This is a genomic window from Burkholderia cepacia complex sp. TUM26381, from assembly GCF_057439935.1.
In genome coordinates this window covers 497,226-509,653 of the sequence record NZ_CM172007.1, presented here as the reverse complement: position 1 = coordinate 509,653, position 12,428 = coordinate 497,226, and the positions used below count along the sequence as shown (strand labels likewise).

10 protein-coding genes and 1 pseudogene are annotated in these 12,428 nt (G+C 65.9%); 8 read left to right on the top strand and 3 right to left on the bottom strand.

The genetic code is table 11. The features are described from left to right. Positions 1 to 54: 54 nt before the first annotated feature. The 6 genes and pseudogenes from ACWMMN_RS19110 (at position 55) to ACWMMN_RS19085 (ending at position 6,822) form a co-directional block, all read left to right on the top strand. On the top strand, positions 55 to 717 hold the full coding sequence (locus ACWMMN_RS19110; RefSeq protein ID WP_059239026.1) for an OmpA family protein: 663 nt from the start codon (positions 55 to 57) through the stop codon (positions 715 to 717). 392 nt (positions 718 to 1,109) lie between these two features. Continuing rightward, positions 1,110 to 2,255, top strand: coding sequence for a DUF2827 domain-containing protein (locus ACWMMN_RS19105; protein ID WP_174994173.1), 1,146 nt, complete (start codon positions 1,110 to 1,112; stop codon positions 2,253 to 2,255). Positions 2,256 to 2,269: 14 nt separating this feature from the next. Then, complete coding sequence (locus ACWMMN_RS19100; RefSeq protein ID WP_059239022.1) at positions 2,270 to 3,424, top strand: DUF2827 domain-containing protein; 1,155 nt, start codon at positions 2,270 to 2,272, stop codon at positions 3,422 to 3,424. 88 nt (positions 3,425 to 3,512) lie between these two features. Beyond that, a pseudogene (locus ACWMMN_RS19095) lies at positions 3,513 to 3,647 on the top strand (DUF4019 domain-containing protein); the annotation flags it as partial. A gap of 31 nt (positions 3,648 to 3,678) precedes the next feature. Further along, a complete protein-coding gene (locus ACWMMN_RS19090; RefSeq protein WP_059239017.1) occupies positions 3,679 to 4,815 on the top strand; it encodes a DUF2827 family protein in 1,137 nt (378 codons plus the stop codon). Between the two features lie 24 nt (positions 4,816 to 4,839). Beyond that, positions 4,840 to 6,822, top strand: a complete 1,983-nt coding sequence (locus ACWMMN_RS19085) for an FkbM family methyltransferase (RefSeq protein WP_174994176.1) — start codon at positions 4,840 to 4,842, stop codon at positions 6,820 to 6,822. A gap of 19 nt (positions 6,823 to 6,841) precedes the next feature. Here ACWMMN_RS19085 and ACWMMN_RS19080 read toward each other — a convergent pair whose 3' ends face one another. The 3 genes from ACWMMN_RS19080 to ACWMMN_RS19070 form a co-directional block, all read right to left on the bottom strand. Continuing rightward, positions 6,842 to 7,258 carry a hypothetical protein gene (locus ACWMMN_RS19080; RefSeq protein WP_342706012.1) on the bottom strand — a complete coding sequence of 139 codons (417 nt, stop codon included), beginning with the start codon at positions 7,256 to 7,258 and terminating at the stop codon, positions 6,842 to 6,844. 71 nt (positions 7,259 to 7,329) lie between these two features. Then, positions 7,330 to 8,133, bottom strand: coding sequence for an EAL domain-containing protein (locus ACWMMN_RS19075; protein ID WP_059239013.1), 804 nt, complete (start codon positions 8,131 to 8,133; stop codon positions 7,330 to 7,332). Positions 8,134 to 8,921: 788 nt separating this feature from the next. Further along, a complete protein-coding gene (locus ACWMMN_RS19070; protein ID WP_059239011.1) occupies positions 8,922 to 10,064 on the bottom strand; it encodes a DUF2827 domain-containing protein in 1,143 nt (380 codons plus the stop codon). A gap of 278 nt (positions 10,065 to 10,342) precedes the next feature. Between ACWMMN_RS19070 and ACWMMN_RS19065 the strand changes: the two genes are divergently transcribed. Together ACWMMN_RS19065 and ACWMMN_RS19060 are read left to right on the top strand one after the other, a co-directional pair. Beyond that, positions 10,343 to 11,038: a class I SAM-dependent methyltransferase gene (locus ACWMMN_RS19065; RefSeq protein WP_486423789.1), complete on the top strand. Its 696-nt coding sequence runs from the start codon at positions 10,343 to 10,345 to the stop codon at positions 11,036 to 11,038. Beyond that, positions 11,035 to 12,357 (top strand): glycosyltransferase family protein, encoded by a 1,323-nt coding sequence (locus ACWMMN_RS19060; protein WP_486423788.1) that lies wholly within the window; start codon positions 11,035 to 11,037, stop codon positions 12,355 to 12,357. The genes ACWMMN_RS19065 and ACWMMN_RS19060 overlap by 4 nt, the downstream gene beginning before the upstream one ends. The last annotated feature ends 71 nt before the right edge of the window (positions 12,358 to 12,428 follow it).

The window sequence follows — 12,428 nt, the reverse complement described above, 5'->3', positions numbered from 1 at the left end:
CCGCCGCGCACCGCGTGGCGGGCCTCGGTCAACCCAAGCTTTAAGGACGTCACCGTGAACAAACTCGCTCTTGCGCTCGCGCTTTCCGCAACGGCCCTCGCCGCGTGCTCGACCGCATCCGGCCCGACCTTCAGCGCCTCCGAACTGCAGCCGCGCGATGGCGTGCGCACCTTCCAGGTGGACTGCCACGGCCTGCTGTCGGGCCCGCAGACCTGCATGAAGGCCGCCCGCAAGATCTGCGGCGACCAGCCCGTGCGCGCCGTCGACTCGGCCCGCGCGCTGCGCGACAAATCCGATCCCGCGACGCTGGTCTTCCAGTGCGGCGCGGCGCCCGCCGAAGCGGCCTCGGCCGCCGCACCGGCCGCCGCGGTCGTCGAACAGGTGAACCTGTCGGGCGACGCGCTGTTCGCCACCGACCACGCGACGCTCACGCCGACCGCACGCGAATCGCTCGACCGTCTGCTGAGCGAGCGCGCCGACCATACGTACTCTCAAGTGACGGTCACCGGCTTTACGGATTCGGTGGGCAGCGACGACTACAACCTCGCGCTGTCGAAACGCCGCGCCGAGTCCGTCGCCGCGTACCTGAAGGCGCACGGTCTGAAGACTGACTCGATCACGGTTTCAGGCCGCGGCAAGGCCGATCCGGTCGCGTCGAACGACACGCCGGAAGGCCGCGCCAGCAACCGCCGCGTCGAAATCCGGCTGCAGCACTGAGCCACCGGCGGCCGCGCCTGCGGCCGCCCCCTCCGGCAGGCCGCCCGTGCCGCGCCGGAATTCCGCCGGACAACCGGGCGCCGCTTCGCCGGCGCCCGTTCCCGTTGGCCGGCGGCTATGTCAAAGTTCGTCACGTCCTGCCAAAACCGGCGGTTTCCATGCCACAATCGCCGCAGACAGTCGCCGGTGCAGCCTGCCCGGCTCGCGCGCCGTGCCAGGCGTGCCCGGCGACACGCCGGAATCCGGCTGCCGCCCTCGCGAATCACGTCGCCCGATTCGCCCGCCGCGGCGCTCCGGCGCGAATCCAACCATGACAATCCACGGCGCGCCGCTTCCGGGCCAGACGCTCGACGCGATGCCCGGACGCACGACGCCGCAGAGGAAACCAACCGGTGACGGACATCAATGAAGCCGCCGCGGGCGGCACCCGCAAGCAACGGCCGGCGGTCGGCATCTCGCTGTTTGCGCGCGACGGCCAGGCGATCTGGGAAAACGGCATTCACCAGAACATCGCGTTCCTCGCGATGATGCTCAAGCGCTCGGATCGCGTCGGCCCCGTCTATTTCCTGAACGGCGGCGACGCCAACGCGCTGCCGGCCGGCCTCGAACTCGACGGCCTCGACATCCCGCTCGTGAAACCCTCCGATGTCACGCACGAACTCGACGTCGTGATCGAAATGGGCGCGCAATTGCCGGTCGAATGGCTCAGACACATGAAGGCGCTCGGCAAGAAGACCGCCGCGTTCTTCTGCGGGCACGTCTATGCGGGTCTGTGCGAAACGCCGATCTTCGGGAAACCGTCGGGACACGTGTTCAACGGCGCCCCGTTCGACGAAGTGTGGCTGCTGCCGCAATACGACAAGACCGCCGCCCCGATGCTGCAAACGATCCTGCGCGCCCCCGTCCACCTGATGCCGCACATCTGGTCGCCGTACTTCCTCGAGCGCCGCGTGGCCGCGCTCGCCGGCGAAGGCGCGACGTTCGGCTATCGGCCGGGCCGCCGTCCGTGGCACCTCGCGATGCTCGAGCCGAATATCTCGGTCGCCAAGTCCTGCCACTACCCGATGCTCGCGTGCGACGAGTTCTACCGCGCGCGGCCGGATGCGGTGCAGCACATGTTCGTGGTCAACTCGATGCACATGAAGGAACATCCGACTTTCGTGCACTTCGCGAACAGCCTCGATCTGGTGCGCCAGCACAAGGCGACGTTCGAGCCGCGCATCGACCTGCCCGGCTTCATGGCGCGTCACGCGGATGCGGTCGTGTCGCACCACTGGGAAAACGGGCAGAACTATCTGTATTACGACGTGCTGTACGGCGGCTATCCGCTGATCCACAACTCGACGCTGCTCGGCGACGCCGGCTATTACTACCCGGACTTCGACTCGGCCGCCGGCGGCCGCGCACTGCTCGAAGCGTGGCTGCATCACGACGAACGCCTCGACGACTACCGCGCGAAAGCGGGCCGGCTGCTGCAGTCGGTCTCGATCGACAACCCCGCGAACCTCGACGCGTTCGTCTCGCGTCTGGTCGCCTGAACCGGAGAATACGCATGTCGGACTCCAATGCCCGTCAAGCGCCCGGCGAGGGCAAGCGTCTCGTCGTCGGCGTGTCGCTGTTCGTCCGCGGCGCCGGCCAGTCGCTGTGGGAAAACGGCATTTTCCAGAACTGCCTGCTGCTGATCCTGCTGCTGCGCCAGTCGCCGCTCGTCGCGGAAGCCGTGATGGTGAACGGCGGCGAGCAGGTCGCCGATCCGCAGATGATGCTCGGCGAGTGGAACGTGCCGCTGCTGTCGATGGACGAAGCGCTGGAACGCTGCGACGTGCTGATCGAAATGAGCGCGCAGTTCGGCGCCGATTACCTGCGCGCCTTCCGCGAACGCGGCGGCAAGGTCGTCACGATGCGGGTCGGCAACGACTACGTGATCGACATCGAACGCGCGATGTTCAACAAGCCGTCGGGCTTCCTGTTCTCGGGGGCGCCGTACGATGCGGTGTGGACGATTCCCGAGTTCGAGCGCTCGTGCCTGCACTATTACCAGACCGGCCTGCGCGCGCCCGTCACGATCGTCCCGCACATCTGGCATCCGATGCTGTTCGACAAGGCCCGCGCAACGCTCGGCGCCGGCCTGACGTTCGGTTATCAGCCCGGCAAGCCGCGCTGGCGCGTGACGATGTTCGAGCCGAACATCTGCATGGTGAAGACCAGCATCATCCCGATGCTGGTCACGGAGGAGGCCTACCGCGCGAATCCGGGATTCCTCGAGTTCGTGCGCGTGTGCAACACGATCCACCTGAAGGATCACACGACGTTCATCCACTTCGCGAAGAGCCTCGACATCGTCGAACACGGCATCACGACGTTCGAAAGCCGCTATGCGGTGTACGAGTTCATGGCCGCATACGGCGATGCGGTGGTGTCGCACACGTGGGAGAACGCGCAGAACTACCTGTACTACGAGCTGCTGTACGGCGACTATCCGCTGATCCACAACTCGCCGTTCCTCGGCAAGGCCGGATATTTCTATCCGGACTTCGACTGCCAGGCAGGCGGCCGTGCGCTGCTGCAGGCGTTCACCGAACACGATGCGAATCTCGACGCGTACCGCGAGCAGTCGAAACACGTGCTCGACTCGGTCAGCATCTACAACCCCGAGAACGTCGCGGCCTACACCGACGCAATCGCCTCCCTCTATCGCGACGCGTGACGCGCAGCCCTCTCCGGATTCGGACATGAACGCCCGCCCGCCCCTCGCCCGCGCCAAATGGCCGATCGGCTGCGCCGTCGCTTCGATCGCGAACGTCGACTACGCGACGACGCTGACGAGCAGCGCCACGGTGTTCGAGAAGCCGAGCTTCCGCCTCGAAGGCGACGGTCGCTGGCGCCTGACGGGCTATGTGTCGCGCCAGTCGCAGAATTTCGCGCAATAACGCGCGCCGCCCACCCCACGGAGCCGATCCGATGAAACTCAATGTCGCGATAACGATGAACGTGCAGCGCGACGCGACGCAGTCGATCTGGTACAACGGCGCGAACCAGCACTGCGTGTACCTGTACATGCTGCTGAAGCAGTCGCCGCTGATCGGGGAAGTCTGGCTCGCGCACGACAACGGCATCACCGAGTATCCGCCGGCGATGATGCTGGACGCGTTCGGCGACGCGCTGCGGCCGCTGTCGGACGTCGTCCACCAGACCGACCTGCTGATCGAGATGAACGCGTTCATCGATCCGTCGCACACGGACGTCGTGCGCCAGCGCGGCGGCAAATGCGTGTCGTACCGCTTCGGCAACGATTACGTGATCGCGGTCGAGACGATCAACTTCGAGAAGAACAACTGGCGGCCGAACCCGCACCGCGTGCAGTTCGACGAAATCTGGACCAACCCGCAGCACATGCACACGTGCGCGGCCTATTTCCAGGCCGTGTATCGTGCACCGGTGATCGAGCTGCCGCACATCTGGTCGCCGTATTTCATCGAGCGCAGCCTCGACGCCGATCCCGAGCTGAAGGCGCGCTTCGGTTACCGCAATCACGGGCCGGCCAAACGCATCGCGTTCTTCGAACCGAACCTGAACGTCGTGAAGAGCGCGATCGTGCCGATGCTCGCCGCGAACGCGTGCTACGTCGAGCACCCTGAGCTCGTCGAGCACGTGTACATGACCAACACGTTCGACAAGAAGGAGAACGTCGCCTTCAAGCATCTCGCGCTCGGGCTCGAGATGGTGCGCGACGGCAAGGCAACCGCCGACGTGCGCGCCCCGTTCATCGCGTGGGCCGCGCATCACACCGACATCGTCGTGTCGCACCACTGGGAAAACGGCCTCAACTACCTGCTGTACGACGCGCTGTACGGCAACTACCCGCTCGTGCACAACTCGCCGTTCCTGCGCGACGTCGGCTATTACTATCCGGACTTCGAGATCTTCGATGCGGCGCGCGCGATCGCGACCGCCGCGCAGACGCACGACGCGCGGCTCGACGACTACGCGGCAGCTGCCCGCCGCTGCCTGCACCAGGTCGACACGCTCGCCGAACACAACGTCCACGCGTATTCCGCGCAGATCCAGCACCTGTTCGCCGACCGCTCGCTTGGCTGACCACCTTCGCACACGCCCCCGCCCATGAATCAGACCGTCCGCAATTTCGTCGTGATCGATTCGATCCACGGCCCGTTCGTCATCAACCGGCATTGCGCCCTGCAGGCGGAGGCGCTGATCAAGACAGGCCGGCCGCATATCCAGGGCGAACTCGACACGATCCTGCACGTGATCGATCAATTGCCCGACGGTGCAATCGCAGTGGACGGCGGTGCGAACGCAGGGCTCGTGTGCGTGCCGGTCGCGCACCGGCTGCGCGAGCGCGGCGGCCGCGTCTATGCGTTCGAGCCGCAACGCACGCTGTTCCACGCGCTCGGCGGCACCGTCGCGCTCAACCAGCTCGACAATCTCCATCTGCTGAACATGGGGCTTGCGGCCGCCAACGGCACGATGAAGGTGCCCGACGTCGATTACGGTCAGGATGCCGACTTCGGGCAGGTTTCGCTCGTCGACACGCAAGCGTCGGGCGGCACGCCGACGCCGGTCGTCAGGCTCGATTCGCTCGGCCTGCCGCGGCTGGATTTCCTGAAGCTCGACATCGAAGGGATGGAAATCGACGCGCTGCATGGCGCGCGCCAACTGATCGAAACGCATCTGCCGTGGTGCTGGATCGAATACTGGAAAGTCGGCGAAGCGCCGATCATCGACACGTTCGCCGGTCTCGACTACACGTTCTACCGGATCGACGGGCTGAACATGCTGTGCGTGCCGAACCCGCGCTGGGACAGGCAGCGACTGCTGATCTCGGGCGAGCCGCTCACCGTCGGATCGACGGCCGAAAACGGCGCAGATGCCGCGGCGGCCGCGCCCGCGGATGCCGACGCGCCGGAAACGAACTGGAACCGCGCGCTCGACCACGAATCGCGCGGCGAGTGGGGACACGCGATCGATCGCTGGCAACGCGCGCGCGGCCGCGGGCTCGACGACGAAGCGATCGCGCTGCAGCTGGCGTCATGCTACGGCTTCGCCGGTGCGCCCGAGGCCGGGCTCGCGGCGCTCGACCATTTCGGCGATCCGGCCGCGCTGCCCGATGCCGCGCGCGGGCGCATCGAACTGGCGCGCTCGGCGCTGCTGCTGCGCGCCGGCCGGCGCGACGAAGCCGCGCGCGCCACCATCGCCAGTGAAAACGTGCTGACGGCCGCACAGTTCGGGCTGCCGACAGCGCAGCTCTACCTGGGCCAGCCGTTGCATGGCAAGCGGCTGCTCGTGCTCAGCTACGGCGGCGTCGGCGACCAGCTTCAGTACGCGCGCTACCTGCATGCGCTCGACGCGCTCGGCTGCGCCAGCGTGACCGTCGTCGTGCCCGACGCGCTGACGGGCCTGCTGCGCCAGACGTTCCCGCGCATCGAATTCATCGGCGCGCACGGCGCGTGGGTCGACACGTCGCAGATCGCGCACGACTACTGGTGCTCGTTCCTGATGCTCGCCGCGCAGTTCGGCTACGCGCCGACGCCGGAAGGCGTGCCGGCCGCCTACCTGACGTGCCCGCCCGCGCATGCGGACGCATGGCGCGAGCGCGTGTCGCGCGACGGCCATACGCCCGGCACGCGCCGCATCGGGCTCAACTGGCGCGGGCGCGACGAAAGCGACGCGCGCTTCCATCGCGCGGCCAGCCTGCGCGACTTCGCGCCGCTTGCCCGGATGCACGGCTACGCCGCGTACTGCCTCAACCGCGACCTGTCCGCGCAGTCCGAGCAATCGGACCTGCCGGTCACCTTCCCGCATCAAGCGATCGGCGATTTCAGCGATCTGGCGGGGCTGATGCTTGCAATGGACGCCGTGGTGACCACCTGCACCGCGCACATCCACCTCGCCGGCGCGCTCGGCGTGCCGGCCGTGCTGCTGCTCAGCCCGAAAGCGGACGCACGCTGGGAAACCGGTTCGCGCACCGCGCTCTACCCCGGCATCCGGATCGTGCGCGCCGCGCACGTCGGCCAGTGGGACGATGCGATCGACCGCGCGATGGCGCTCGTGCTCGGCGGTTTCGGCACGGATCGATCGACTTGACGGGCTGCGCGAACAGGCCCTAGACCAGCACCCGGTCGCCGCTTTGCGCGGCGAACACACGGCCGTGCCGCCGCCCCACACGGCCGAGCACGGCGAAACAGCGGGCCGCCAGCCGACCTGCGCCGCCGGATTGCCTGACGAGACTGTCGGATACGCCGCGCGCGATCGCCGAATCGTCGCCGCACGCGCCGGCGATGACGCCCGCGTAATAGTGCCGGGCCGCCAGTTCGCGGCCGCCCGCGTCGAGCGGATGCATTCGCTGAATGCGGCGCGCGACGGTTTTCAGGCCGTCGAGATAGGCCGCGACGTCGATCGGCGTATCGGTCGATTCGGCGCCCAGCTGCCACAGCATGTCGGCCAGCTCGGCGATCGCGACGAGGTCGCGCGCCTCGGTCGCCTGCGTGCCCGTACCGCCTCCGGCCTTCGTCCCCGCCATGCCCACGCCCCTTTGCGATGCGTCCCGCCACCGGCGCGCATCCCGCGCGCCGCCCCGCCGTTCCCGCGCCATCAGGCTGCGGCCGGCGACCGCCATGTAAAGCGGATGCCCTGCGCCCACGCGACGCCGGCATCCACGATGATCTGCCGGTCGATCTCGCTCTCCACGCCTTCGACGACGACGTGCCGCGCACCTTCATGCGCAAACGCGATCAGCCTGCGAAACTGGTAGCGCCCGATCGCGTTGCGCTTGACCATCGACAGGATCGACCGGTCGAGCTTCACGATGTCGGGATTGCCGACCACCAGATTGTTCAATGCACTGAAACCGACACCGAAATCGTCGATCGCGATCCGGCATCCCGCCTGCCGGAAGCGGTTCACGAACGACCGGCCCGCGACGGGATTCAGCGGCCCCGTCTCCGTGATCTCGACCACCAGCCGCGCCGCGACCGACGGCTCACGCTCGAGCCGCCTGAAAATCGCCAGCCACGCGTCGTCGACGACCGCGCTCACCGCCGCGACGTTGCAACCGAACACGGCCGCCGGATCGGCCCGCAGCGCGTCGATCGTCCGGCTGACCACCAGCCGGTCGAACCACCGCATCAACCCGAGTGCCTCGAGGCGCGGCAGGAACGTCAGCGGCGGCAGCGCCCCGCTCTCGCCCCACCGCAACCGCGCCAGGCATTCCTGGTACAGCACGCCGCCCGACAAGTCGGACCGGCACACGGGCTCGCGCGCGAATCCGAGCCGGCTTTCCACGAAACTGCGTACCGACGCAAGGTCGGGGTGATCGTCGGGCGAGCCGAACACGAGATCGATTTCGTCGCGATTCGCTTCCCGATTCGCCTCCTGGCGAGCTTCGACCGCATTCATCCGGCGCTCCGGCAAATGGCGAGCCGCCAACGACGGCTCGACCTCAATACACATGCGGAGCGAGCCGACCATGACGCGCTCCGCCGCCTACCCGGCCCATCCTGTTATGTCGATTTTTTCCGGGGAGCGTACTTTTCGCTTCGGCGCGCCGTCAAATTCGATATTTTCAACGATATTCGGTTACTGGAAATACACCATGCGCACGCCGTGCCGACAGTGCGACAGGTTACACAACGCAAATTACAGAACCCCAAAATCGAAAATGTTTATCTTTCTCTTCTAAACAGTTTTATCCGAAACGAATTTTCCGCGATACGCCGATCCCACAAATCGGGAAATTTCCGATTGATCAGATAAATACTGCCCCGCCGAACGTCAGCCATGCCCGTTGTCTCGCCTTGAAACACCGGCCTCTGCACGAACCGCCACCCGCTGAAAACCTGCCGCCGCACCTCATTCGATCATTGCAGCATTCAATTTTCACGTTTCAAACGATATTATTAAATTCCGAAACGGAATCAAGTATCGTTGAATCAATAATAGCAATTCCAATTATATGAAGATTATCGATTGAAACATTTTTAACAATCTTCAAGACTTGTTAACCTATAAAATTAATTCCGACGGACTTCCCTCGGAGCCGTCAATTTCGTGCCTTCGAAAACCGTCGAACCGATCGGGTTCGGCGGTTTCTTTTTTTAACGGCATTATTTCGTCAGACATTAGGGCGGGACAACCCCGATGGCTGCCGGCGGTGCAATCGATGTGCGCCGCAGATAAATCGGGCCTTATGCGGACGTCGCGCCGACCAGATTCGCGAGCAGCGCGTCGTATTCGGCGACGAGCGCCGGATTCGCCGACGTGTAACGACCGAGAATCTCGCGCTGGCGCCGCGTATACGCTTCCCAGTCGTCGTCGTGCGTATGCAGCGCGCGCAGCAGCGCGTCGGCGCCCTGCTGCACGTCGTTGTCCGGATAGTAATAGCCGAGATCGGGGGCCAGGCTCGCGTTGTGCACGAGCGGATAGCCCTGCCAGCACACGTCGAAATAGAAATAGTTCAGCGGGTTCGACCATTGGTGCGACACGACGATGTCGGTCAGGTCGGCCAGGAACAGCGGCGTGTCGAAGCGACCGACGAAGCTCGCCTTGCCCGCGCGCACGATGTCGAGGTAATTCATCAGCATCACGAACTCGGCGCTGTCGTGCGCGAGGCGATCGGCGTTCGTCACGTGCGTGAAGCAGATCGCGTCGGGGTCGCGCCGATACGCTTCGTCGATGATCAGCATCGGATACACGCAGAACTTCACGACGTTGTGGTTCGGCTCCATCACGGTCAGCCGCTTGCCGGGCTCGCTGCGCGGCCGGTATTCGCCGCGCTCGGGCAGCGACTGTGCGCGGGCGCTCAGGAACATCGGATCCCACACGAACGGCACGACGCGCCCCGGGCAGCGGCGCAGCGACTGCAGGAACGGCAGCGACGACGGCGCGATCTGCGGAATCGCCCACACCTCGTCGTAGCCGCGGTTGATGAACAGCGAATCCCACAGCCGGCGGCCGAACAGCATCGACTCCATCGCATTGATGTACTCGACGCCGCAGCAATAGCTGACGAGCTTCGCGCCGCGCGCTTTCAGGTAGGCCGTCTGCTCGCCGTCGATCTGCCCGCCGAGCTCGATCACCACGTCGAGCGCATCCTTCATGTCGGCGAACGCACGCGTGTCGTACACGTTGCGATCCCATGGCAATGCGTCGGTCAGCGGCACGTCGGTCGTGTTGACCAGCGTCACGCGGTAACCGTGCGGCGACGCCATCAGCAGCTTCGCGAGGAACAGCGCGTTCTGCTTGATGCCGTTGATCCACAGGCTTTCGTCGGGGGCACGCAATCCGATCGTGATACCGATGCGCAGGCCGTTCAGGACAGGAGACGTCATCGTCGGCGGGATGGAAGGTTGGATGGGAATGGCATGGCGCAGTGTAGCGCGCGAAGCGCCGCCCGCGTCAAGCGGCGACGGCCAGCCCGGCATTCTAGCGGAGCGCCGGCCGCACACTGTCAGGGATGGTCAGCGCGCGGCCCGGACAGGCCGATCCGCCAGACCGTTATGCGATACTCGTGCCACCCGCTGCATCGCCCGGCGGCCGGTGTTTTCGGGGCATTCGAGCGGGCAACGAACGACCACGCCGCACCACGATTCAAAGAAAGGCTGAAAGAATGAAACACGATGCCGCGCAAGTCTTCCAGACAATCCACGACGAACAGGGGTGGCACTCGGAAGAAAGCGTGTCCGGGTGGGGTTCGGAGCTGAAAAACACCGCGCAGATCATTCGTGAGCTGCCCGGATTGCTGCACCGCTTCGGCGTGCGTTCGATGCTCGATGCGCCGTGCGGCGATTTCAACTGGATGCGCCATGTCGACCTCGACGGCATCGACTACATCGGCGCCGATATCGTGCAGAACCTCGTGGCGGGCAACCAGGCGACGTGGGCCGCGCCGAACCGCCGGTTCGTGCATCTCGACCTATTGCAGGATCCGTTGCCGGACGCCGATCTGATCCTCTGCCGCGACTGCCTGTTCCACTTTTCCCACGCGGACGTATTCCGCGCATTCGAGCGTTTCGCCGCGACGAACGCGCGCTACCTGCTGACCACGACCTTCATCTATCGCAGCTATCCGCGCAACGCGGAAATCGCGACCGGCCAGTGGACGCCGATCAACCTCGAAATGCCGCCGTTCGATCTCGCCCCGCCACTGACGCTGATCGTCGAAGGCAGCAACGAATGCATCGTCTACGGAGGCGACCTCGGCACCGTGCCGATGTCCGATCGCTGCCTCGGCCTCTGGAGCATGGAGAGCATTCGCGAACGCGTGCGGCGCAGGCCGCTTCCCGGCGTCCGGAGCGCGCGATGATCGTCCTCAGCCATTTCGGCCAGCACGCGCCCGCCAGCCTCGAGAATCATCGCCGGTACGCACAGCTTCACGGCTATCGTCACGAGATCGTCGATGCGTCCGCGATGCCGCAGGTGCTGCCGTTGCGGCCGCTGCATCGCTATGAATCGCTGCTGCACGTGCTGCGCGGCGCACAGCCCGGCGAACTCGTGCTGCTGCTCGGCGAAGACGCGGCGATCATCGAACCCGTCGCCCTCGATTGCCTGATGGCCGGGCGCGACCTGCTGCTGGTCGACGCGCTCGCGCCGCCGCTGCCGCAGGTCGACGTGCAGATCTGGCGCAACACGCCGGACGTGCGTGCAATCGCGATGCGGCTCGTGCAACGCTGCAAGCTAGGCAGCGAGCCAAGACTGACGTCGGAGGCCGCGCTGTTCGCGGATCTCGACACGCATCGCTACACGGCATTGATCGACGGGCTGTACGCGGTCATGCCGGCCGGCCCCGACCTCGATCCGATGTGGAGCCGCGCCCCGACGTTCGCGATCAGCATCGACGACACGCCGCGCGATCCCGACCGGAAAGGCGCGACGCCGCGTTTCCGCGACACGCTCGTCGCGTACGTCAACCGATGCCGCGCCGCCGGCCGGCCGATGTTCTCGTTCGATCACGATGCGGTGGCCACGCCGGACGAAGCCGACGAGCGCAGCACGTACAACCCCGGCCGCCCGATCGCGGTGATGATGCTCTACACGCCGAACATCGGCAGCTATGCACGCGTCGCCGAACGGAATTTCCGGCGCTACTGCGATGCGCACGGCTACACGCTCTACGTGCATCGCGACATTCCCGCCGAGATCGGGCTGAACGCGACGGGCAACTGGTTCAAGCCGTGGCTGCTGCATGCGTACCTGCAGCATCACGAATGGGTCGTGTGGCTCGATGCGGACGTGCTGATCGCGAACCAGCAGCAACCGCTTGAGCCGCTGCTCGAAGGCCGCGACTGGCTGCTCGCGCAGGACATCGGCCAGTGGGCGTTCAATTCGGGCGTGATGGCGTTCCGCCGCACCGAACGCAACGACACGATGCTGCGCGATCTGATGGCGACGATCGCCGCGCTGCACGACCGGTCGAGCGTCTATGCCAGCGATGGCGACCAGTTGCATTTCATCCGCGCGATGGAGCGCGACGGCCAACTGAACGGCGAAGGCGTGGCCGATCTCGTCAGCTTCAACACGCCCTGGCTGTTCCGCCGCGAGAGCAGCTACATCGTGCATTACTACGGGATGTGGTCCGCGATGCGCGCGCTGATGATGGCGCACGACGACGGGCTGCTGCGCTGACGCCTCGGCGTCAGCACCGAAGCCAGCCGTACGATGCGCCGGCCGGATTCAACCGGCCGGCACATCGTCGG